The sequence below is a fragment of the Streptomyces sp. A3M-1-3 genome (genome assembly GCF_024213665.1).
Lineage (GTDB): Bacteria > Actinomycetota > Actinomycetes > Streptomycetales > Streptomycetaceae > Streptomyces.
Genome location: NZ_JANAVP010000006.1, coordinates 168089 through 189480 on the forward strand (window position 1 = coordinate 168089; position 21392 = coordinate 189480).

The following is a 21392-nucleotide window of genomic DNA, read 5'->3' on the forward strand; positions in this document are numbered from 1 at the left end:
GTTGCGCCCTGAAGGACCGTGTTGGTCCGGGAGGTGGCGTACTCGAGCATCAGACACGCCTCCTGACGGTCTGTCGGGAAATGTGCCGGGTGTCGATGCCGGAGAGACCGCGCACGGCGACGTACGCCTTCTCCCGGCCGGGCAGTGAGACGCGGCCGCGCAGCACCGCCTCCGGCTCGCGCTCGATGCGGTCCAGGAGCCGGCGGTAGATGCCCGCCATGGCGGCGACACAGGCGCCGCTGCGCCGGTCCAGCATGGGCAGCAGCCGGTAGCCCTCGGCGAACAGGGCCCGGGCGCGCCGGACTTCGAAGTGCACCAGGCCGGCGAAGTCGGAGTCGGCGGGCGGGGTGGAGCTGTGGAAGCCGCCGGAGCAGGCGAACTTGGCGAGGTCGTCGGACGGCAGGTAGCTGCGGCCGTTGGCGGCGTCCTCGCGAATGTCCCGGAGGATGTTGGTGAGTTGGAGGGCGAGCCCGAGCGTATCGGCGTACTCGGGGGCCCGTTCGGCGTTGCGCGCGCCCGGCTGCGTACCGAACACACCGAGGGAGAGCCGCCCGATGGCGCCCGCGACACACCGGCAGTAGGTCCTGAGGTCGTCCCATGTCTCGTACGTCTCGCCGCGTACGTCCATCAGTACGCCGTCGATGAGTTCGTCGAATCCGCCGAGCGGAATCGGGAAGCGCCCGGCGGCGTGCGCGAGGGCCACCGCGACCGGATCCGTGTCGTCCTCGTCGACCGCGCCCGCCCGGATACGGCCGAGCAGTCCGCGGGTGTCCGCCAGCCGGGCCCGCTTGACGTCGGGCGTGAGCGGACCGTCACCGATGTCGTCGACGCGCCGCGAGAAGGCGTACAAGGCGGACATGGCGTGCCGCTTGTCGGTCGGCAGGAGCCTGATGCCGTAAGCGAAGTTGCGCGCCTGTTGTCCCGTCACAGCCTCGCAGTAGCTGTACGCAGCGAGTACCGGCGCGGACGCGTACGGTTGTCCTTCCACGGTCCGGCTCACCCTTCTCTCGGCGCTCTTCGCAAGACGGCTCCCATTTCACGCAGCAGACTGAGCCTGCTGGGCCCCGGCGGTCCGGGGAGTACGTCGTGTCCGGCGGCCGCGACCGCATGGAGTGCGGCCCGTCCCCCGGCCACGAATCCGGCGAGCAGCAGCCTGAGCCTGCCGTGGACGCTACCCACGAGCGGGGTGCCTTCATTCAGCAGGAGGTGGGCGCGTTCGGCTTCGAACGCCACCAGCGCGCGCACCGATGCGCCTGCGGACGGGACGGCGAGATCGGCTTCCTGGACATGGAACCGCTTCATGTCCTGGGCCGGCAGATAGATGCGGTCACGGCCGAGGTCCTCGCCGATGTCCTGGACGTGCTCGACGATCTGCAGCGCCGTGCAGATGGCGTCGGAGCGGCGGACCCGCTCCGGGCTGCTGGTGCCGGTGATCGAGAGGACCAGGCGGCCGACGGGGTTGGCGGAGAGCTCGCAGTAGGCGAGCAGGTCCTCGTAGGTCTCGTACCGGCTCACCAGCTGGTCCTGGCGGTTGGCCTCGATCAGGGCGAGGAACGGCTCGGGGGTGAGGCCGTGGCTGCGTACGACGGGACGCAGGGCGCGCAGGATCGGGTGCCGGGGTCCGGTGCCGGCGGAGTCGAAGACGCGCTTGAGGTCGGCCTCGAAGGCGTCGAGCACGACGAGCCGGTCGTCGCCCTGCGCGGGGTCGAGTCCGAGGAGCGCCGCGTCCCGGCCACCGGGCACGAGATCGCCGTCGCCGATGTCGTCGACCAGGCGGGCGTAGCCGTACACGGCCATGAGACCGGTGCGCCAGGCGCGCGGCAGAAAGAACGGCGCCACGGGAAAGTTCTCGTCCGCGGCCTTGTCCAGGGTGGCGAGCGAGTGGGCGTCGGGGCGGGCGCCGTACGTTCCCATTGCCGTCACATCTCCCGTTCTACACTGCCGACCCAATACATCCTATTTCGGACACGCCGCCGGTCCGCCCCGGCACGAGGCCCGGCCGAAGCCCTTTACAAGCGGGGAATCCGAGGGGTATCGCCCCACTTGCCGCGAATCAGCACCGGTACAGCTTACGTTGTACAACGACCGGCGGTGCGCGTGGGTGTTTGGCGTATTTCGAGGGCGTGGCCGTGAGCTGTGGTGACCGTGGGCGGGCGGCGGGAGACTGGGATCAGGGGCCGACGGTGGCGTACCTGCTGAGCGTCGGCGGTCTGCCGGAGGATGAGCTCCCCGTCCGGCAGTCTCGGATGGAACAGGTGGCCCGGGCGGCGGCCCGTATCAAACACCCCTGCCCACGTACCCGATCACACCGCCGATCAGGGCACTGGTCACCGTGGCCGGCACATGGCCGCGCAACCAGCCGGGCAGCTGTCGGAAGATCTGCAGCACACCGGGCGGGGCCGCCTGCGGCCGAGGCTGAGGCTGGGGCTGGGAAGCCCGACCTGTCATCTCATCCCTCCGCCCTGTCCACGATGACGAATCCCCCGGTGTACGGCACATCGGAGGTACGGACCCTCAGCACGCCGGGGCGATCGAAGCACACCTGTGTCGTCCGGTCGGGTTCGAGCCGGAGCGCCGCTGCCGCACCAGTCCCGGACAGCGTGTACGGCACCGTGTCGTCGTTGCGCAGGCTCACGCAGCCGCCCGGCGTTACGCGCAGCCACTGCGGGGCGAACCGGCCGTCCAGCACGATCGCGCTGAGCCCGGGGGCCACCTGTTCGCCGGCCCGCACCGACGTCGGCGTGGCGAACGGACGCTGCCAGAGCACCAGGGCCACGACGAGGGCCAACACGACATACGCCGTGGTGTGGGGGCTGACCTCGCGCAATTGGTGTGCCGTGCGCTCGGCGTCGGCGACCAGCAGGCCCAGCGGGACTCCGTAGGCCAGGTGTCCGCCGTGGGCGATGACCAGCGGGACCGCAACCGGCCGCCAGGAACGGCCGGTTACCCATGGGAAGCGTCTCGAACACGACGACGGCCTGCGTGAACCCAACGGGTCACGCAGGCCGTCGTCACGCAGGCCCACAGGACTTACTTGCCGGTTTCCTTCTGGTACGCCGCGAGGACCTCGTCGGTGGGGCCGTCCATCAGCAGCTCGCCCTTTTCCAGCCACAGCACGCGCTCGCAGGTGCCCCGGATCGATCCGAGACTGTGGCTGACCAGGAAGACCGTGCCGGCTTCCTTGCGCAGTTCGCGGATGCGGGCCTCGGAGCGCTTCTGGAACTTGGCGTCGCCGGTGGCCAGCGCCTCGTCGATCATCAGCACGTCGTGGCTCTTGGCCGCCGCGATGGAGAACCGCAACCTGGCACCCATGCCCGACGAGTAGGTGCGCATCGGGAGCGAGATGAAGTCGCCCTTGTCGTTGATGCCGGAGAAATCGACGATCTGCTCGTAGTGCCCGCGGATCTCCTCGCGCGTCATACCCATCGCGAGGCCGCCGAGTATGACGTTCCGTTCGCCCGTCAGATCGCTCATCAGCGCGGCGTTCACGCCGAGCAGCGAGGGCTGCCCATGGGTGAAGACCCGGCCGCGCTCGGCCGGCAGCAGACCGGCGATGGTCCGCAGCAGGGTCGACTTGCCGGAGCCGTTGGTGCCGATGAGGCCGATGGCCTCGCCCTTGTACGCGGTGAAGGTGACGCCCTTGACGGCATGCACCTCGCGCACGTTCGAGCGGCCCTTGTTGCGGCCGACGATCCGGCTCAGTGCGGCGGTGGCGCTGCCCTTGCCGCCGCCGGCGCCGCGCACCCGGTAGACCACGTGAACATCGTCGGCGACGACGGTCGGGATACGCGCCCCGGCGGCGCTGGTGTGCTCAGCCACGGCCGTACCGCTCCTCAGCCTTCCAGAAATACACGAAACCACCGACGCCCATGACCACGGCCCAGCCGACGGCCATGGCCCAGATGTGCGAAGGCAGCTGGTCCGCGGTGAACGAGTCGATCAGGGCGAAACGCACCAGGTCGATGTAGACCGCCGCCGGGTTCACCTCGAGCATCCACTCGACGAACTGCGGGACCTCCACGTCCTTGAGGATCTCCTCGATGCTGTACATCACGCCGGACGCGTACATCCACGTCCGCAGGATGAAAGGCATCAGCTGAGCGAGGTCCGGGGTCTTGCTGCCCAGCCGGGCCATGATCAGGGCGAGGCCGGCGTTGAAGACGAACTGCAGCACGAGCGCTGGGACGACCAGCAGCCAGGAGAGCGCGATCGGCACGCCGAAGGCGAGCACGATCACGACCAGCACGCCCATGGAGAGCACGAGCTGCTGGAGCTGCATCAGACAGAAGGCGATGGGCAGCGAGGCCCGCGGGAAGTGCAGCGCCCGCACCAGGCCGAGGTTGCCGGAGATGGACCGGGTACCGGCCAGCACCGAACTCTGTGTGAACGTGAAGATGAAGACACCGGTGACCAGGAACGGGACGAAGTCCGGTACGCCGTCCCTGGTGTTCAGCAGCAGGCCGAAGATGAGGAAGTACACCGTCGCGTTCAGCAGCGGCGTCATGACCTGCCAGATCTGGCCGAGCTTCGCCTGGCTGTACTGGGCGGTCGTCTTCGCGCTGGCGAAGGCGGCGATGAAGTGGCGGCGCCCCCACAGCTGGCGGACGTACTCGCCCAGGCCCGGCCGGGCGCCACTGACCGAGAGGCCGTACTTCGTGGCCAGTTCCGCCGACGACAGGCCGTCGTCCGGAGAGGGCGGGGCGCTCATCGCGACCGCACCGTCATGCGTTGTCTCACTCACAGGTTGAAACTTTCGTCTTCAAGATGCGCAGCCAGTGGGGCAGGGGCACAGCTGCCGGTCCCGGGAACAGTCCCGATGTTCTCAGAACCGAGCTTCTCAGATGACAGGAGGTCGGCCCAGTCGCGTCAAGCGCCATACCGTACGCCACTTCATCGGGCGCCGTTCCCCGCAAGGGGAGGACCAGCCTTCCCGGAAACCGCCCAGCCAGGCCCTCAGCGCGGGCAGCGAAGGACGCCGGACCAGGGTCAGCAGCAGCCACACCCCGAGGTATACGGGGACCAGGGGCGCGGGCAGGTTGCGGCGGGCCAGCCAGACGCGGTTCCGGGCGACCATGCGGTGGTACACCGCGTGCCGGGACGGCGGGGTCGTGGGGTGGAACAGCACCATGTCGGCGCGGTAGTCGATCAGCCAGCCGGCGTCGAGCGCCCGCCAGGCCAGGTCGGTCTCCTCATGGGCGTAGAAGAACTCGTTCGGCAGCCCGCCGACCTCGGCGAACACCTGGGTACGCACGGCGTTGGCGCCGCCGAGGAAGGTGGTCACGCGGGAGGACCGCATCGGGTCGGCGGCGCGCAGCCGCGGCACATGCCGGCGCTGGGTCTGCCCGGTGTCCGGGTCGGCGATCCGGAAGCTGATGATGCCCAGCTTCGGGTCGGCCCCGAACGCCCGGCGGCACAGCGCGGCGGTGTCGGTGTTGGCCAGCAGCCCGTCGTCGTCCAGGAACAGCAGGGCGTCCACCTGGGAGCCGCCGGGGCCGAAGGCCTCGATGCCCGCGTTGCGGCCGCCCGGGATGCCCAGGTTCTCGGGCAGCTCGACGGTGCGTACGCCTGCCGGGACATCGGTCACCGGGGTGCCGTTGCCTACAACGACGACCTCGATCGGGTCGCCCTCCTGCCGGGCGACCGAGTCCAGCAGGGCCTTCAGCTCGTCGGGGCGGTCGCCCATGGTGATGATCACCACGCCGAGTCTCATCGCCGTGCCGGTGCCGGTGCCGGTGCCGGTGCCCGTGCCCGCGCCCGTGCTCGTACTCACTTGAGCCTGCTCGACGCCAGGATCGAGACCAGGTGCAGCAGCGTCTGGACGATCGCGATGCCCGCGAGTACGGCGATTCCGAGGCGGGTGAAGAACAGGTCGCCCTTGATCATGTCCAGGATGGCCACGAACAGGATCAGCAGCGAGGCCTCGATGCCGCCCACCAGCCGGTGGAACTTCAGCGCAGCGGCGGCCCGGCGGGCCAGCGCCAGGCCGGAGGAGCGGGGCACGGAGGCCTCGTCCTTCACGGCCGGCTGTCCGCTGCGGGCACGCGCCACGTCGACGAGGTCCGTCTCGGCCTTGATCAGGATCGCGCCGAGCGCGGCGAGCGTGCCGAGGAAGGCCCAAAGCCAGTTCGGGGAGCCCCCGAAGACGTCCGCGCCGCGGACGCCGAAGCCGACCAGCAGGGCGGCCTCGCAGAGGTAGTGGCCGATCCGGTCCAGGTAGACGCCGGTGATCGAGGTCTGCTTGCGCCAGCGGGCGACCTCGCCGTCGACACAGTCGAGCAGCAGGTAGACCTGGAACAGGACCGCCGCGAGGATCGCGCCGGTCAGCCCGGGGATCAGCAGGGCGGCGCCGCCCAGGACGCCGACGACCACCATGAGGTAGGTCAGCTGGTTGGGCGTGATCCTGGTGTTCACCAGATACGGGTCTATGCGCAGCGAGATCTCTCGCATGTACAGGCGCCCGGCCCAGTGCTCACCGCTGCGCCGGTCCTTCACTCCCTCGGGGTGAACGACCGGTCGGAGTTCAGCTACTGATGGTCTTGGCATAGTCGGAGTAGGCGTCCCTGATCTCGGCTGCGGACAGGTTGAGGTGTTCCAGGATGGTGAAGCGGCCCGGGCGGGTCTGCGGCGCGTACTCGACCGCCGCGACGAACTCGTCCACGCTGAAGCCGATCTCCTCGGGGCGCACCGGCAGGCCGTGCCTGCGCAGTACGTCGACGAAGAGCCCGGACTGCTCGTGGGAGCCGCGCAGGTGCATCGCGAAGGCGGCGCCGAGGCCGACCTGCTCGCCGTGGCTGGCGGCCCGCTTGGGGAACAGCAGGTCGAAGGCGTGGCTGATCTCGTGGCAAGCACCGGAGGAGGGGCGGCTGTCGCCGCTGATCGACATGGCGATACCGGACAGGACCAGGGCCTCGGCGAGGACGGTGAGGAACTCGTCGTCGCCCACCCCGCCGGGGTGGCGCAGCACCGACTGGCCGGCCGTCCGGGCCATGGCGGCGGCCAGGCCGTCCACGGCCTCGCCGGTGATCCGGTGCGAGAGCTCCCAGTCGGCGATGGCCGAGATGTTGGAGATCGCGTCGCCGATGCCCGAGCGGATGAACTGGACCGGGGCCTCGCGGATCACGTCGAGGTCGATGACCATGGCGATCGGCGTCGGGACGCCGTAGGAGCCGCGGCCGTTGTCGTTGTCCAGGATGGAGACCGGCGAGCAGATGCCGTCGTGCGCGAGGTTGGTCGCGACGGCCACCATCGGCAGTCCCACGCGCGCCGCCGCGTACTTCGCCACATCGATGATCTTGCCGCCGCCGAGACCGACCACCGCGTCGTACCGCTTGCCTTTTATGTCGTCGGCAAGCTTGACGGCGGAGTCGATCGTGCCGTCCACGACGGGGTACCAGTCGGCGTCGGGCAGCACCGGCGCGAGCTTCTCGCGCAGCGCCTGGCCGGAACCGCCGCTGATGGCGATCGACAGCTTCCCGGACGCGGAGATCCGCTGGTCGGCCAGCAGGCCGGCCAGATCGTCCATGGCGCCGCGGCTGATGTCGACGACGACCGGGGACGGGATGAGGCGGGTCAGTACTGGCACGCGATCTCCCGGCCCTTGGCGAGGTCGTCGTGGTTGTCGATCTCGACCCACTTGATGTCGCCGATCGGGGCCACGTCGATGGTCACTCCGCGGTTGACCAGCTCCTGGTAGCCGTCCTCGTAGTAGAGGTCGGGGTCGCGCTCGAAGGTGGTCCTCAGCGCGTCGGCGAGTTCCTCGGCCGCCTCGGGCTCGATCAGGGTCACGCCGATGTACTCACCGGTGGCGGTGGCTGGGTCCATCAGCTTGGTGATCTCCCGGACGCCCTGGCCGTCGGCCGTGATGACCTTCATCTCCTCGTCGGCGAGGTGCTTCACCGTGTCGAGGGCGAGGATGATCTTCTGACCCTGGCCGCGGGCGGCCAGCAGGGTCTTCTCGACGGAGACCGGGTGCACGGTGTCGCCGTTGGCAAGGATGACGCCCTGCTTCAGGACCTCACGGGCACACCACAGGGAGTAGGCGTTGTTCCACTCCTCGGCCTTGTCGTTGTCGATGAGGGTGAGCGTGACGCCGTACTTGGCCTCAAGAGCTTCCTTGCGTGCGTACACGGCTTCCTTGCGGTAGCCGACGACGATCGCGACCTCGGTGAGACCGACCTCCGCGAAGTTGCCCAGGGTCAGGTCGAGGACGGTGAGGCTGTCCTCCTGGCCGTCGGGGCCGACCGGAACCAGGGCCTTGGGAAGCGTGTCGGTGTAGGGGCGCAGACGCCTTCCGGCGCCGGCCGCCAGTACGAGGCCGATCATGCTGGTTCTCCTTCGTCATGTACGGCGGGTGCTCCGGAGGACACCCAGAAGCGGATGCTCTCCACGAGCACCACGAGCGCCACGGCCACGGCGAGAACCGTGAGCGCGACGGTGAAGTCTGTGTTGCGGGGCAGTACGGCGGCGAGTACCGCCGCCACCAGCACCCGGCCCTCGTGCCCGCCGGCCGACCGGACCAGCCACCGCGGCGGCGCGCCGGTGCCGCCGCGTATGCGGTACACCGTGTCGTAGTGATGGTAGGCGACCGCGGCAACCAGACCGAAAGCCGCGGGCAGCGCCCCGTTCACCTCGGAGCGGGCGGCCAGCAGCAGGATCGTGCCGTACTCTGCGGCCCGGAACACCGGGGGGACGAGCCAGTCGAGGGAGCCCTTGAGGGGCAGCGCGACGGCGGCGCCGGAGGTGAGGGCGTAGAGGGCTGCCGCACCGATCATCCAGGGGCTGCCGAAGGGCGCGAGCCAGGCGGCCGCCACCAGGATGACGGCACCTTCGGCGGCGATCAGGGCGCGGGAACCGAACGGGGGGTACGCCCCCAGCCGGCCCAGTGCCCGGACCACCAGCTCGGCGAGCGGACCGCTGTCCGCCAGGTCGGCAAGGGCCTGCGCGGCGCGGTCCGTCCTGTGAGCCTTGCGGGTCAGCGAGCGCAGGACCCGGCCGGCGGTGGTGTAGCAGGCGGCGACGGCGCAGCCGATCAGCAGGGCGTAGAAGACGATGCGCGGGGTGGTCACGGCCGTCAGTACGGCGATCATCGCCCAGCGCTCGCCGATCGGCAGGACGATCATCCTGCGGAGCCAGACCGTCCAGCCGACGCTGTTGAGCCGGTCGGAGAGCGCCGCGGTGGGGCTTGTGTTGGCTACGGCGTCGTGGTTCGCCTCATTGAAGGAGAAGTCCACGACATGGCGGCAGGTCTGCAGCACCATCGCGCCGAGCGCCAGCGCCCACACGTCGTCCCCGCTCTGGGCCGCGCCGAGCGCGAGGCCGGCGTAGAAGGCGTACTCCTTGGCGCGGTCGAAGGTGGCGTCCAGCCAGGCGCCCATCGTCGAGTACTGCAGCGAGTAGCGGGCGAGCTGCCCGTCGGTGCAGTCCAGGACGAACGAGAAGAGGAGCAGCAGGCCGGCGGCGATGTAACCGCCGCGGCTGCCGGTCGCCGCGCAGCCGGCCGCGATCAGCGCGGTGAGCAGCGAGGCGGTGGTGACCTGGTTGGGGGTGAAGCCCCGGCGGGCGCACCAGCGGGCGAGGTAGCGGGAGTACGGGCTGACGCAGAAGGTGGTGAAGAACCCGTCCCGGGACTTCACGGCGGTACGCAGGCGTACCGCCTCGTCGTCGACGGCGGCGACCGCGGCGCGGGCCTCGTGCCGGGACTGCGGGTCCGCGGGGACCGCGGCCACGAGTGAGCCCAGCTCGGGGCGCTGTACGCCGGTGCCGTCCGCTTCGAGGGCGTCGGCGAGCCGGTCGGGCAGGCAGTCGCCGGGCTGCTTGGCGGCGGTCGCGGCGACGGCTCGGGCCAGGCCCGTCCGCGCCCCGGGCTGAACGGTCAGCGCACCGTGCACCGCGGCGGCGGGGAAGCGGGGATCCGTCAGCGCCAGGCGCAGGGCGTGTACATGCCCGACGAACCCGGAGTCGACGACCGCGACCCGCTCATCGGCCGGTACCGCGGCCAGCAGCTCGCCCGTGTCCTGGGTCCCTGAGGCGATCCGTACATCGAAGCCCAGCGACCGCAGATCGCCCTCGAGCGGCGATCCGGGTACCGGCTGACCGGTGAGGATGGCGGTCGACAGACGAACTCACTCCTTGGAACGGGCGCCGGCGGTACGCATGCCTGCCTGGCGGGGGTGCAGGGGCCGGCCCGGCCCTCACCGGGGGCGGGCAGGACGTCGGCAGAGGCTATCGGATGAACGGAGGCGGGCGTTCACCGCCCGTTTACGCCCCGATGGGCCCGGAGCCCGGACGGCCGCCGACGGCCGCGATCATCATGGTCGATCAAGGCCATGGGCCACAAACCGCGTTCGGGGAACGGCTCGGGCTCACTCGTCTAGGGTGGCTGCATGACGTGGCTGATCACAGGTGGCGCGGGGTACATCGGAGCGCATGTGGCGCGGGCGATGGCGGAGGCGGGCGAGCGGGTCGTCGTCCTCGACGACATCTCCAGCGGCATCCCCGGGCGACTTCCGCAGGAGATTCCACTGGTACGCGGCTCCTACCTGGACCGGGATCTCCTGGACCGGGCCTTCGCCGAGCACGAGATCACCGGTGTGGTGCATCTCGCAGCGAAGAAGCAGGTCGGGGAATCGGTCGCGCAGCCGCTGTTCTACTACCGCCACAACGTGTACGGGCTGACGGTGCTGCTCGAAGCGGTGGCCGCGGCCGGGGTGAAGCGGTTCGTGTTCTCCTCCTCCGCCGCGGTGTACGGCGTGCCCCGGGTGGAACTCATCGCCGAGGACACCCCCTGTGCGCCGATCAACCCGTACGGGGAGACGAAGCTCACCGGCGAGTGGCTGGTCCGGGCCACCGGGCAGGCCCACGGCATCGACACCATGTGTCTGCGTTACTTCAACGTGGCGGGCGCCGAGCTGCCCGAGCTGGCGGACACCGGGGTGTTCAACATCATTCCGATGGTCTTCGACCGGCTCACCCGAGGCGAGGCCCCGCGGATCTTCGGTGACGACTATCCGACTCCGGACGGCACCTGCGTCCGGGACTACATCCATGTCGGCGATCTGGCCGAGGCCCACCTCGCCGCCGTCCGCCGGCTGTCGTCGCGCGGCGGCTCGGGCGACGGCTCGGGCGACCTGACCGTCAACATCGGCCGCGGCGAGGGTGTCTCCGTCCGCGAGCTGGTCGACCTCGCGGTCGATGTGTCCGGCATCACGCTGCCCGCGATCGTCGAGTCCCGCCGTCCCGGCGATGCCGCGCAGGCCGTCGCCTCGGCCGAGCTGATCGCCAAGGAACTGGGCTGGACGGCCCGCCGCGGCGTACGCGAGATGGTCGAGTCGGCCTGGGAGGGCTGGTGCCTGCGTCACCCGGAGGCACGCCGCCGCTGATCCCGCAGGCGCGGTGACCTGCGGTCGTTTCCGCAGGTCACAGCACATGACAACGGTGTTCAGCACCGTGTTGCCCGGTACCCCGGACCCGTAGTTCACTGTGATCTCGGACAGCGCACACACCGATCCGGGAGGCAGTCGCCATGGGGGCTGGGCACGACCACGGGCATACGCACGGGGGGCCGCCGGCCACCGGGACGGCGACCGCCGCGTACAAGGGGCGGCTGCGTATCGCGCTCTGCATCACGCTGACCGTGATGGTCGTCGAGATCATCGGCGGCCTCGCCGCCGATTCGCTGGCGCTCATCGCGGACGCCGCCCACATGGCCACCGACGCGCTGGGGCTCGGCATGGCGCTGCTGGCCATCCACTTCGCGAGCCGGCCGGCCAGCGAGAGCCGTACGTACGGCTACGCGCGGGCGGAGATCCTCGCCGCGCTCGCCAACTGCCTGCTGCTCCTCGGCGTCGGCGGCTACATCCTCGTCGAGGCAGTGCAGCGGTTCATCACACCGGCCGAGACCCAGGGCGGGCTGACCATTGTCTTCGGCCTCATCGGTCTGCTGGCGAACATGGTCTCGCTGACCCTGCTGATGCGGGGGCAGCAGGAGAGCCTCAATGTGCGGGGCGCCTTCCTGGAAGTGATGGCCGACGCGCTCGGCTCGGCGGCGGTGCTGGTCTCGGCTCTGATCATCCTCACCACCGGCTGGCTGGCGGCGGACCCGATCGCGTCCCTGGTGATCGGCCTCATGATCGTCCCGCGTACCTGGAAGCTGCTGCGGGAAACCCTGAATGTGCTGCTGGAAGCCGCACCCAAGGGCGTCGACATGGCCGAGGTACGGGCGCACATGCTGGCCCTGCCCGGCGTCGAGGACGTACACGATCTGCATGCCTGGACGATCACCTCGGGCATGCCCGTGCTCTCGGCGCATGTGGTGGTGAGCCAGGAGGCGCTGGACTCGATCGGGCACGAGAAGATACTGCACGACCTGCAGGGCTGCCTCGGCGACCATTTCGACGTCGGCCACTGCACGTTCCAGCTGGAGCCGGTCGGGCATGCGGAGCACGAGGCGAAGCTCTGCCACTAGCAGGGCACTGACAGGGCACTGGTAGGGCACTGGTAGGGTGAGACCCGAAGAAGACTGAGAAGGAGGTGGGTTGATGACCGTCGCAGCGGTTGCTGCCATGCGCAGCGACGAGAAGTTCATCCCCATCTTCCGGGTACTCGGCTGACGCCAAAGCGACGTCGGCCGGGGCCCTCACACCCAAGGGTTTTCTCACGTTGACCGACAACGACTTCTTCGAGGCATTCTTCGCGCTGCACCGCGGACTTCCCCGTCAGGGACCCGGTTCGGACGCGACCACCCGTCACCTCCTCTCCCTCGCGGGACCGCTGCCCGCCCGTCCGCGGGTGCTCGATCTGGGCTGCGGCCCCGGCCGGTCCGCGCTGCTGCTGGCCGCGGAGGCCGGCGCCGAGGTGACCGCCGTCGACCTGAACGAGGGCATGCTCGACGAGCTCCGGCATGCCGCCGAGACCGCCGGGCTCACCGGAGCGATCCGCACCCTCAACGCCGACATGGCCGAACTCCCCTTCCCCGACGGGTCGTTCGACCTGATCTGGGCGGAGAGTTCCGTCTACAGCATCGGCTTCGACACCGCGCTGCGCGACTGGAAGCGGCTGCTCGCGCCGGGCGGCACCCTCGTCCTCACCGAGTGCGAGTGGACCGCCGCGGAGCCCTCTGCCGAGGCCCGCGCCTTCTGGGAGCAGCACTACACACTGCGTACCTCCAACGGGAACACGGCGGCTACCGAGGCGGCCGGCTACACGGTCCTCGGCGTGGTCCCGCAGCCGGAGTCCGACTGGGACGAGTACTACGTCCCGCTCGGCGCCCGGGCCGACGCGGCCGATCCCGGCGCCCCCGGCATGGACCGGGCGCTCGCCGCCACCCGCGAGGAGATCGCGATGCGGCGCGAGCACGGGGCGGAGTACGGCTACACGGGCTATGTGCTGCGCCCGGCAGTACGTACGGGACCGGCGGGACCGGCGCCCTGGCGGACCCGGCCGGAGACGGAGCGGGACATCGCGGCGGTACGGGCCGTCAACGCCGCCGCCTTCCCGACTCCCGAGGAGGCCGGACTCGTGGACGCCCTGCGCGCGGACGAGGGGGCCTGGCTGCCGGGGCTGTCGTACGTCGCGGAGGCACCGGACGGCGAGATCGCCGCGTACGCCCTGCTGACGCGCTGCCACGTCGGGCCGTCGGGGGCGCCCGCCCTGGCGCTGGCTCCGGTCGCCGTGCGGCCCGCGTACCAGAAGCGGGGCGCGGGGACCGCGGTCGTACGGGCCGTGCTGGCGGCGGCCCGTGAGCGCGGGGAGCACCTCGTACTGGTGCTCGGGCATCCGGAGTACTACCCGAGGTTCGGCTTCACCCCGGCGTCGCGGGCCGGCATCCGGCCGGGCTTCGAGGTGCCGGACGAGGCCATGATGGCGCTGGTGCTGGACGATTCCCGGCCGGTTCCGGCGGGCACGATCCAGTACCCGGAGGCCTTCGGCGTCTGACGCTTCAGCCTGCGCCCTGCTCTGCCCCCGTCGCGCGTGCCGTGGCGGGGGCAGACATGCGCGGGCTGCCGAAGTGCGGACAAGCCGCTTTTGTACGGCAGACTGAAGGCCGAAGACCGAAGCGAAGGATGGTTATGCCGACCACACCAGCCACCGCGACGAACAGCTCGTCGAACGGCGCCGCACAAGCGATCATGCTCGAACTGGTCGACGAGGACGGCAACACCATCGGCACGGCGGAGAAGCTCTCCGCCCACCAGGCGCCCGGCAAACTGCACCGGGCGTTCTCCGTTTTCCTCTTCGACGAGGCCGGCCGGCTGCTGATCCAGCGCCGGGCGCTCGGCAAGTACCACTCCCCCGGTGTCTGGTCGAACACCTGTTGCGGGCATCCGTATCCGGGTGAGGCGCCGTTCGCCGCGGCCGCCCGCCGTACGCATGAGGAGCTGGGCCTCTCGCCCTCGCTGCTCGCGGAGGCCGGCACGGTCCGCTACAACCACCCGGACCCCGCCTCGGGGCTCGTCGAGCAGGAGTACAACCACCTTTTCGTGGGAATGGCGCAGGCGGCTGTCCGGCCGGATCCGGAAGAGGTCGGCGAGACCGCGTTCGTCACTCCGGCGGAGCTGGCCTCGCGCCACGACAAGGCGCCGTTCTCCGCGTGGTTCATGACCGTGCTGGACGCGGCACGGCCTGCGATCAGGGAGCTGACCGGGCCGTCGGCGGGCTGGTGAGTGGCAGAGCCGCCCAGATGACCTTGCCGCCGCCGGCGGTGTGCTCGACGTCGCAGACACCGCCCGCCTCGTAGGTGATCTCGCGGACGAGCAGCAGACCACGGCCGCCGGTCTGCCCGAAGTCGGCCTCCAGTGCCTTGGGCCGGTACGGGTGGTTGTCCTCGACGGCCACCCGTACCCACTCTCTGCCGATGGCCACTTCGACCGCGACCTCGGGCGAGAGCAGGGCGGCGTGCCGTACCGAGTTGGTGACCAGCTCGGAGACGATGAGCAGCAGCCCCTGGACGATGTCGTCCTGGGCGGGCACGCCCTGCCGGTTCAGCAGGTCCCGTACGGCGTGCCGGGCCTGCGGAACGGATTCTTCAATGGCGGGAGCGGTGAACCGCCAGACACCTTCGTACGCCGCCGGCCCGGTGACCAGTGCATGGTCCTGGTCCTGATCCGGCGGGACGCTCCCGCGGATTTCCATGTTCCGCCCCCCGCCGCCGTACTCGATCGTCTCCACGGTTCCAGTGTTGGGAACGAGCGGGACCGGACCGCTCCGCTGACCAGAAGTCGGCGCTTATCGACGCTTTCTGACCGGTGACGTATGACCGCGTCAGGTGTGCGACTGATCCTGATCCCCTTGACCGATAACATTCCGGCGCATGGAGCCGCAGCTGCAGCACACCGTCGCCGACGGGGTCGCCACCGTCGTCATAAGCCATCCCGCCAAGCGCAATGCCATGACGGCGGGGATGTGGCGCCGACTGCCGGAGCTGCTCGGGGAACTGGCCGCCGACGCGTCCGTACGCGTACTGGTGCTGACCGGCGCCGGGGCCACCTTCTGTGCCGGGGCGGACATCTCCTCGCTGCGCGAGCCGGGCGATCCGCAGAGCCTCGCGGTACGGGCCGAAGAGGCCCTGGCGGCCTTCCCGAAGCCCACGCTCGCGGCGATCCGCGGCCACTGCGTGGGCGGCGGCTGCCAGCTGGCCGCGGCCTGCGATCTTCGCTTCGCGGAGGAGGGCGCCTCCTTCGGCGTCACTCCGGCGAAGCTCGGCATCGTCTACCCCGCGGGCTCGACCCGCCGGCTCGCCTCGCTGGTCGGGCCGGCGACCGCGAAGTACCTGCTGTTCTCCGCGGCGTTGATCGGTACCGAGCGGGCGCTGCGCACCGGGCTGGTGGACGAGGTGCTGCCCGTCGGTGAACTGGACAAGCGGATGGCGGAGTTCACCCGGGTCCTCGCCTCGCGGTCGCAGCTCACGCAGGCGGCGGCGAAGGAGTTCGCCGGCGGCCCGGCCGACCCGGCGCGAAGCGCCTACTGGGCGGAGCAGGCACGCGGCAGCGGCGACACCGCCGAGGGGGTCGCCGCCTTCCTGGAGCGGCGCGAGCCGCGCTTCACCTGGACCACTGGCGCATGACTACTGGAGAATGAACCGGCTCTTGGCCCGGAACTCTTCGACCATGGCCGCCGGGGCCTTGGCGGACGAGCCGCAGTCGTAGGGCGGCTGGGGGTCGTACTCCGTCAGCAGCTGAACGGCCTGGGCGTGCTCGTCGCCCGCGACCTTGCCGAGCAAGGTGAGGCCCATGTCGATGCCCGATGAGACGCCGGCGGCCATGACGTACTTGCCGTCGAAGACGACGCGTTCACCGGTGGGCTCCGCGCCGAACCGCGCCAGGTGGTCGAGGGCGAGCCAGTGCGAAGTGGCCCGGCGGCCCTTCAGCAGGCCCGCGGCCGCCAGCAGCAGCGATCCCGTACACACGGACGTCGTCCAGGTGCTGGTGGCGTCGGCCGTGCGCAGCCAGTCCAGCAGCGTCTCGTTCTCCATCTGCGCGCTCTGGCCGGGGCCGCCCGGGACGACCACGATGTCGGGGGCGGTGACCTCGGCGAAGGTCCGGTCGGCGACGAGCCCGAGGCTGCCGCGGTTGTCGTTGCGTACCGGGCCCCTCTGCTCGGCGACGAAGACTGTCTCGGCATCCGGGACGCGGCTGAGGATCTCGTACGGTCCTACCGCGTCGAGGGCGGTGAAACGGTCGAACAGGACAATGGCGATCTGCATGGCTGCCTTTCGGTTCAGTGGGTGATGGGTGCGGTGCTGAAGCGGCGCCGGTACTCGGCCGGCGCCGAGCCGAGTGTTCTGACGAAGGCGCGGCGCATGGCCTCCGGCGTGCCGTAGCCGCAGGCCCGCGAGATCTCCTCCACTCCGTCGGAGGTGTCCTCCAACAGCCGCCGGGCGTGTTCGAGGCGTACGCGCTCGACGTACTTGCCTGGCGTCGAACCGGTCTCCGCCTGGAACGCGCGGGCGAAGTGGCGGGGTGAGAGCCGGGCCCGGGCGGACAGCGACTCGACCGAGAGGTCGTCGTCGGGATGCTCGGTGATCCACTGCTGGACCTCGCGCAGCGGCTCCCGCCGCGCGGTCTGTACCGACAACTGGGCGCTGAACTGCGCCTGGTTGCCCGGCCGCCGGAGGAAGACGACCAGGTGGCGGGCGACCGTGAGCGCGGCGTCGCGCCCCAGGTCCTCCTCGACCAGGGCGAGCGCGAGGTCGATGCCCGCGGTCACCCCCGCGGACGTCGCCACGTTTCCGTCGCGTACGAAGATCGGTTCCGGGTCGACCTCGACGGCCGGGTGGTCACGCGCGAGGCGTTCGCAGTACGCCCAGTGGGTCGTCGCCCTGCGGCCGTCCAGCAGTCCCGCCGCCGCCAGCAGGATCGCGCCGGTGCACACCGACACGATGCGCTCCGCGCGCGGGGCGTTCTCCCGCAGCCAGTCGGTCATGCGCGGGTCCGGGTGGCGGGTGCCCTTGCCTCCCGGCACCAGCAGGGTGTGGGGTACGGGCGCGTCCGCCAGGCTGTGGTCCGGGACGAGCGTGAGACGGCTGGAGGTGCGCACGGGTCGTCCGTCGAGCGACGCGGTACGGATGCGGCAGGCGCCCCCGGGGTCGCCGGCGTACAGGGCGGCTCCGGTGAAGACCTCCACGGGACCGCTGACGTCAAGGCTCTGCACGTCGTCGAAGAGGAGGACGAGCACGGTCCGGTCGGTTCGCTGCGCCATGCCCACGATTCTTCGCGGGGGCCGGTGGCGTCCGCAATGACGAATACCCCACCTTTCCTGCCACGGTGCTGCGTTACGAATGCTGCGGGCCGCGGGGTTTCGCGCGTACTGACCAGTCGGTAACGTGGTCCCCATGACTTCGCTACCCGCCCGCGCCGGCCGCCGCTGTCACAACCTGCTCAACCCGCTCCACTCGGCCGTGTACTTCTCCCCCGACTACACCAAGGAATTCGCCGGGATCGGCATCGAGGACCACAACGCCGCGTACTTCGCCGGCCGGGCCTCGGCCATGGGCCCGGTCGGCGCGGGCACGGTCGCCGCGACGTTCTACAACTTCAACCACGCGCTCATCGCCCGCCACGTGCCGCAGGTGTGGCGCACCGCCTCCCCCGAGGCCGCCCTCGGGGCGCGGCTGCGCGCCGTCGACACCACCCTGCGGCGGCTGCTCGGCGACGAAGCCGTCGCCTCCCCGGAGCTGGCCGAGGCCGCCTCACTCGCGCTGCGCGCCGCGGAGGGCTGCACCCTGCACGCCCGGCCGCTGTACGCCGCGCACGCCGATCTCCCGGTCCCCGAGGAGTCCCATCTCGCGTACTGGCACGCCGCGACGCTGCTGCGCGAGCACCGGGGGGACGGACACCTGGCCGTACTCCTCGACGCGGAACTCGACCCCGTCGAGGCTCTGGTGAGCCATACCGCGAGCGGCCGGGGCATGGCGCCCAAGTGGGCCATCACCACCCGTGGCTGGTCGCGGGCGGAGTGGGAGGCGGCGGCCGGCCGGCTGCGGGACCGCGGACTGCTCGACCCGCAGGGCGAGTTGACCGAGGCGGGGCTCGGGCTGCGCAAGGACATCGAGGCCGAGACGGACCGGCTCGACCGGGCACCGTACGAGCACCTGGGCGCGGCGGGCGTCGAACGGCTCACCGAGCTGGCGACGGCGTTCGTGACCACCGCGCTGGGCGCCGGTGCGTTCCCCGCGGACGCGTTCGGCAAGGACTGAGGCGGCAGGACGCGCCGGGCCTGAACCCCCGGTTGTCGGTTCCACCTGCCACAATGCTGCCTTCAAGCTAGGCGAGAAGGCGGTACGGCATCGTGACGACGTCCATCGAAGGCAGGATCGCCGAGGAGCTCGGCGTACGGGAGCGGCAGGTGAAGGCCGCCGTCGAGCTGCTCGACGGCGGCTCCACCGTTCCGTTCATCGCGCGCTACCGCAAGGAAGCGACCGAGATGCTCGACGACGTGCAGCTGCGCACGCTCGAAGAGCGGCTGCGCTATCTGCGGGAGCTGGAGGAGCGGCGCACCGCGATCCTCGACTCCGTACGCGAGCAGGGCAAGCTGGACGGCGAGCTGGAGGCGCGGATCCGCGCCGCCGACACCAAGGCACGGCTGGAGGACATCTACCTCCCCTTCAAGCCGAAGCGCCGGACGAAGGCGCAGATCGCGCGCGAGGCCGGTCTGGAACCGCTCGCGGAGGGCCTGCTCGGCGACCCGTCGGTGGATCCGCTCGCCGCCGCGGCCGCGTTCGTCGACCCGGACAAGGGAGTGGCGGACGGCGCCGCGGCGCTGGACGGCGCCCGGGCGATCCTGGCGGAGCGGTTCGGCGAGGACGCCGACCTCATCGGTGAGCTGCGCGAGCGGATGTGGTCGCGCGGGCGGCTCGTGGCGAAGGTCCGGGACGGCAAGGAGGAGGCGGGCGCCAAGTTCGCCGACTACTTCGACTTCGCGGAGGCGTTCACCGCGCTTCCCTCGCACCGGGTGCTGGCCATGCTCCGGGGCGAGAAGGAGGACGTACTCGACCTGGTGCTGGAGCCCGAGGAGCCGTCGGACGTGCCCGGCCCTTCGACGTACGAGGGGATGGTCGCCCGGCGCTTCGGCGTGGCGGATCGGGGCCGTCCGGCCGACAAGTGGCTGGCGGACACGGTGCGCTGGGCGTGGCGGACCCGGATCCTGGTCCACCTGGGCATCGATCTGCGGCTGCGGCTGCGGCAGGCCGCGGAGGACGAGGCGGTGCGCGTCTTCGCGGCGAACCTGCGGGACCTGCTGCTGGCCGCGCCCGCCGGGACGCGGGCGACGCTGGGGCTCGACCCCGGCTTCCGTACGGGCGTGAAGGTGGCTGTCGTGGACGCGACCGGGAAGGTCGTCGCCACGGACACGATCTATCCGCACGTCCCGGCCAACAAGTGGGACGAGTCGCTGGCGAAGCTCGCCCGGCTGGCGAAGGAGCACTCCGTCGAGCTCATCGCCATCGGCAACGGCACGGCGTCCCGCGAGACCGACAAGCTCGCCGGTGAACTGTGCGACAAGCACACCGAGTTGAAGCTGACGAAGGTCATGGTCTCGGAGGCGGGCGCCTCGGTCTACTCGGCGTCGGCCTTCGCCTCGCAGGAGCTGCCCGACCTCGATGTGTCGATCCGTGGGGCGGTGTCGATCGCGCGGCGGTTGCAGGACCCGCTGGCCGAGCTGGTGAAGATCGACCCCAAGTCGATCGGTGTCGGCCAGTACCAGCACGACCTGTCCGAGGTGAAGCTGTCCCGCTCGCTCGACGCGGTGGTCGAGGACTGTGTGAACGGCGTCGGTGTCGACGTGAACACGGCGTCCGCGCCGCTGCTCTCCCGCGTGTCGGGCATTGGCTCGGGCCTCGCCGAGAACATCGTCGCGCACCGCGACGCGAACGGGCCCTTCCGGTCCCGGAAAGCGCTGAAGGACGTGGCGCGGCTGGGCCCCAAGGCGTACGAGCAGTGTGCGGGCTTCCTGCGGATCCGGGGCGGCGACGACCCGCTCGACGGGTCGAGCGTGCACCCGGAGGCGTACCCGGTGGTGCGGGCGATGGGGAAGTCGGTGGGCAGCGAGGTCGCGGCGCTGGTCGGCAACACGGCGGTGCTGCGGTCGCTGAAGCCGGCCGACTTCGTGAACGACTCCTTCGGTCTGCCGACCGTGACGGACATCCTGCGCGAGCTGGAGAAGCCGGGGCGCGACCCGCGGCCCGCGTTCAAGACGGCGAGCTTCAAGGAAGGCGTCGAGAAGATCGGGGACCTGGCGCCGGGGATGCTGCTGGAGGGCGTGGTGACGAATGTCGCCGCGTTCGGCGCCTTCGTGGATGTCGGTGTCCACCAGGACGGCCTGGTCCATGTCTCGGCGATGTCGAAGACGTTCGTCAAGGACCCGCGGGATGTGGTGAAGCCGGGCGACATCGTGCGGGTGAAGGTGCTGGATGTCGACATCCCGCGCAAGCGGATCTCGCTGACGCTGCGCCTGGAGGACGAGGCGAGCGCGAGCGGCTCGGCGCCGGCGTCCCGTGACCGCGGGGGCCGCCCGCCGAGGCAGCGCCGCGAACAACCCGCCGCCCGCGGAGGCGGCGGCCGCCAGTCACCCCCGCCGGCCAACAGCGCGATGGCCGACGCCCTGCGCAGGGCCGGCCTGACGGACCCGAAGCGACGCGGCTGACGCCGGGCGTGGGGGCGGTGGCGCGCCGCTGCGCGGCGGGACGCTGTCCCACCCACCCGCACACCACTGGGCGGGTGGGTGGGACAGCGTCCCGCCGCCCGCCCGCCCGCCCAGTGGTGTGCGGGTACGGTACCCCCACACCCCCGGGGCACCGGGAGTGGCCCGCCACGAGGGGCGGCAGCTTCGCGCCGCCCGCGGAGGCGGCGGTGGCGCCTCAGGTCCGCCCGGCGCGGGAACGCAGTCTCGTACGGGCCGGG

General features: G+C 70.9%; 20 protein-coding genes. 7 read left to right on the top strand and 13 right to left on the bottom strand.

Annotation, left to right across the window (positions count from 1 at the left end):
- Positions 1 to 49: 49 nt before the first annotated feature.
- The 10 genes from hpnD to NLX86_RS09280 all read right to left on the bottom strand — a co-directional run bounded on the left by hpnD (position 50) and on the right by NLX86_RS09280 (position 10115).
- Complete coding sequence (gene hpnD, locus NLX86_RS09235; RefSeq protein ID WP_254371111.1) at positions 50 to 1000, bottom strand: presqualene diphosphate synthase HpnD; 951 nt, start codon at positions 998 to 1000, stop codon at positions 50 to 52.
- The gene (hpnC, locus tag NLX86_RS09240; RefSeq protein ID WP_254371232.1) at positions 997 to 1914 is read right to left on the bottom strand and encodes a squalene synthase HpnC; all 918 of its coding nucleotides are present in this window, start codon (positions 1912 to 1914) and stop codon (positions 997 to 999) included. Before hpnC ends, hpnD begins: the two co-directional genes overlap by 4 nt.
- Before the next feature lie 535 nt (positions 1915 to 2449).
- On the bottom strand, positions 2450 to 3025 hold the full coding sequence (locus NLX86_RS09245; protein ID WP_254371112.1) for a hypothetical protein: 576 nt from the start codon (positions 3023 to 3025) through the stop codon (positions 2450 to 2452).
- Positions 3026 to 3030: 5 nt separating this feature from the next.
- Entirely contained in the window at positions 3031 to 3819 is a 789-nt protein-coding gene (locus NLX86_RS09250) for an ABC transporter ATP-binding protein (protein WP_254371113.1), read from the bottom strand.
- Positions 3812 to 4741 carry an ABC transporter permease gene (locus NLX86_RS09255; RefSeq protein ID WP_254371114.1) on the bottom strand — a complete coding sequence of 310 codons (930 nt, stop codon included), beginning with the start codon at positions 4739 to 4741 and terminating at the stop codon, positions 3812 to 3814. Before NLX86_RS09255 ends, NLX86_RS09250 begins: the two co-directional genes overlap by 8 nt.
- Before the next feature lie 96 nt (positions 4742 to 4837).
- Positions 4838 to 5710, bottom strand: a complete 873-nt coding sequence (locus NLX86_RS09260) for a glycosyltransferase family 2 protein (protein ID WP_254371233.1) — start codon at positions 5708 to 5710, stop codon at positions 4838 to 4840.
- Positions 5711 to 5766: 56 nt separating this feature from the next.
- Positions 5767 to 6543 (bottom strand): CDP-alcohol phosphatidyltransferase family protein, encoded by a 777-nt coding sequence (locus NLX86_RS09265; RefSeq protein ID WP_254371115.1) that lies wholly within the window; start codon positions 6541 to 6543, stop codon positions 5767 to 5769.
- On the bottom strand, positions 6521 to 7582 hold the full coding sequence (locus tag NLX86_RS09270) for an iron-containing alcohol dehydrogenase family protein (protein ID WP_254371116.1): 1062 nt from the start codon (positions 7580 to 7582) through the stop codon (positions 6521 to 6523). The genes NLX86_RS09265 and NLX86_RS09270 overlap by 23 nt, the downstream gene beginning before the upstream one ends.
- Positions 7570 to 8322, bottom strand: a complete 753-nt coding sequence (locus tag NLX86_RS09275) for a sugar phosphate nucleotidyltransferase (RefSeq protein WP_254371117.1) — start codon at positions 8320 to 8322, stop codon at positions 7570 to 7572. The genes NLX86_RS09270 and NLX86_RS09275 overlap by 13 nt, the downstream gene beginning before the upstream one ends.
- A complete protein-coding gene (locus NLX86_RS09280; RefSeq protein ID WP_374213856.1) occupies positions 8319 to 10115 on the bottom strand; it encodes a DUF5941 domain-containing protein in 1797 nt (598 codons plus the stop codon). The genes NLX86_RS09275 and NLX86_RS09280 overlap by 4 nt, the downstream gene beginning before the upstream one ends.
- Before the next feature lie 267 nt (positions 10116 to 10382).
- Here NLX86_RS09280 and galE point away from each other — a divergent pair, with 267 nt between their 5' ends.
- From galE to idi, 4 genes are all read left to right on the top strand, one after another.
- Positions 10383 to 11378: a UDP-glucose 4-epimerase GalE gene (gene galE / locus NLX86_RS09285; protein WP_254371119.1), complete on the top strand. Its 996-nt coding sequence runs from the start codon at positions 10383 to 10385 to the stop codon at positions 11376 to 11378.
- A gap of 143 nt (positions 11379 to 11521) precedes the next feature.
- On the top strand, positions 11522 to 12463 hold the full coding sequence (locus NLX86_RS09290) for a cation diffusion facilitator family transporter (protein ID WP_254371120.1): 942 nt from the start codon (positions 11522 to 11524) through the stop codon (positions 12461 to 12463).
- Between the two features lie 194 nt (positions 12464 to 12657).
- The gene (locus NLX86_RS09295) at positions 12658 to 13932 is read left to right on the top strand and encodes a bifunctional class I SAM-dependent methyltransferase/N-acetyltransferase (protein WP_254371121.1); all 1275 of its coding nucleotides are present in this window, start codon (positions 12658 to 12660) and stop codon (positions 13930 to 13932) included.
- A 134-nt stretch (positions 13933 to 14066) separates the two neighbouring features.
- Positions 14067 to 14660: an isopentenyl-diphosphate Delta-isomerase gene (gene idi, locus NLX86_RS09300; protein ID WP_254371122.1), complete on the top strand. Its 594-nt coding sequence runs from the start codon at positions 14067 to 14069 to the stop codon at positions 14658 to 14660.
- Here idi and NLX86_RS09305 read toward each other — a convergent pair.
- A complete protein-coding gene (locus NLX86_RS09305) occupies positions 14626 to 15129 on the bottom strand; it encodes an ATP-binding protein (RefSeq protein WP_302061161.1) in 504 nt (167 codons plus the stop codon). The two genes, idi and NLX86_RS09305, sit on opposite strands and share 35 nt — an antisense overlap.
- Before the next feature lie 178 nt (positions 15130 to 15307).
- Here NLX86_RS09305 and NLX86_RS09310 point away from each other — a divergent pair, with 178 nt between their 5' ends.
- Positions 15308 to 16060 carry an enoyl-CoA hydratase/isomerase family protein gene (locus NLX86_RS09310; RefSeq protein ID WP_254371124.1) on the top strand — a complete coding sequence of 251 codons (753 nt, stop codon included), beginning with the start codon at positions 15308 to 15310 and terminating at the stop codon, positions 16058 to 16060.
- Here NLX86_RS09310 and NLX86_RS09315 read toward each other — a convergent pair whose 3' ends face one another.
- Both NLX86_RS09315 and NLX86_RS09320 read right to left on the bottom strand, forming a co-directional pair.
- Complete coding sequence (locus tag NLX86_RS09315) at positions 16061 to 16699, bottom strand: DJ-1/PfpI family protein (protein ID WP_254371125.1); 639 nt, start codon at positions 16697 to 16699, stop codon at positions 16061 to 16063.
- Positions 16700 to 16713: 14 nt separating this feature from the next.
- Positions 16714 to 17694: a GlxA family transcriptional regulator gene (locus tag NLX86_RS09320; protein WP_254371126.1), complete on the bottom strand. Its 981-nt coding sequence runs from the start codon at positions 17692 to 17694 to the stop codon at positions 16714 to 16716.
- A gap of 133 nt (positions 17695 to 17827) precedes the next feature.
- Between NLX86_RS09320 and NLX86_RS09325 the strand changes: the two genes are divergently transcribed.
- Complete coding sequence (locus tag NLX86_RS09325) at positions 17828 to 18691, top strand: hypothetical protein (RefSeq protein ID WP_254371127.1); 864 nt, start codon at positions 17828 to 17830, stop codon at positions 18689 to 18691.
- Between the two features lie 92 nt (positions 18692 to 18783).
- Entirely contained in the window at positions 18784 to 21135 is a 2352-nt protein-coding gene (locus tag NLX86_RS09330) for a Tex family protein (protein WP_254371128.1), read from the top strand.
- The last annotated feature ends 257 nt before the right edge of the window (positions 21136 to 21392 follow it).